The sequence below is a fragment of the Yersinia sp. Marseille-Q3913 genome (assembly GCF_963892745.1).
In the GTDB taxonomy this organism is placed as follows: Bacteria; Pseudomonadota; Gammaproteobacteria; order Enterobacterales; family Enterobacteriaceae; genus Yersinia; species Yersinia bercovieri.
This window is the reverse complement of record NZ_CAWQAF010000084.1, coordinates 1-951: the sequence shown is the minus strand read 5'-3', so window position 1 is coordinate 951 and position 951 is coordinate 1. Positions and strand designations below refer to the sequence as shown.

Here is a 951-nt window from a genome sequence, read left to right as displayed (position 1 = left end):
TTATGTGTTAGTGGAAGCGTCTGGAAAGTCGCACGGTACAGGGTGATAGTCCCGTACACAAAAATGCATATTCTGTGAACTCGATGAGTAGGGCGGGACACGTGACATCCTGTCTGAATATGGGGGGACCATCCTCCAAGGCTAAATACTCCTGACTGACCGATAGTGAACCAGTACCGTGAGGGAAAGGCGAAAAGAACCCCGGCGAGGGGAGTGAAATAGAACCTGAAACCGTGTACGTACAAGCAGTGGGAGCACCTTCGTGGTGTGACTGCGTACCTTTTGTATAATGGGTCAGCGACTTATATTTTGTAGCAAGGTTAACCGAATAGGGGAGCCGTAGGGAAACCGAGTCTTAACTGGGCGTCTAGTTGCAAGGTATAGACCCGAAACCCGGTGATCTAGCCATGGGCAGGTTGAAGGTTGGGTAACACTAACTGGAGGACCGAACCGACTAATGTTGAAAAATTAGCGGATGACTTGTGGCTGGGGGTGAAAGGCCAATCAAACCGGGAGATAGCTGGTTCTCCCCGAAAGCTATTTAGGTAGCGCCTCGTGAACTCATCTTCGGGGGTAGAGCACTGTTTCGGCTAGGGGGTCATCCCGACTTACCAAACCGATGCAAACTCCGAATACCGAAGAATGTTATCACGGGAGACACACGGCGGGTGCTAACGTCCGTCGTGAAGAGGGAAACAACCCAGACCGCCAGCTAAGGTCCCAAAGTCATGGTTAAGTGGGAAACGATGTGGGAAGGCACAGACAGCCAGGATGTTGGCTTAGAAGCAGCCATCATTTAAAGAAAGCGTAATAGCTCACTGGTCGAGTCGGCCTGCGCGGAAGATGTAACGGGGCTAAACCATGCACCGAAGCTGCGGCAGCGACGCTCAGGCGTTGTTGGGTAGGGGAGCGTTCTGTAAGCCGTTGAAGGTGACCTGTGAGGGTTGCTGG

1 rRNA gene is annotated in these 951 nt (G+C 52.4%); it reads left to right on the top strand.

Annotated elements, in window-relative coordinates:
- Positions 1-951, top strand: a 23S ribosomal RNA gene (locus AACW11_RS19150); the annotation flags it as partial.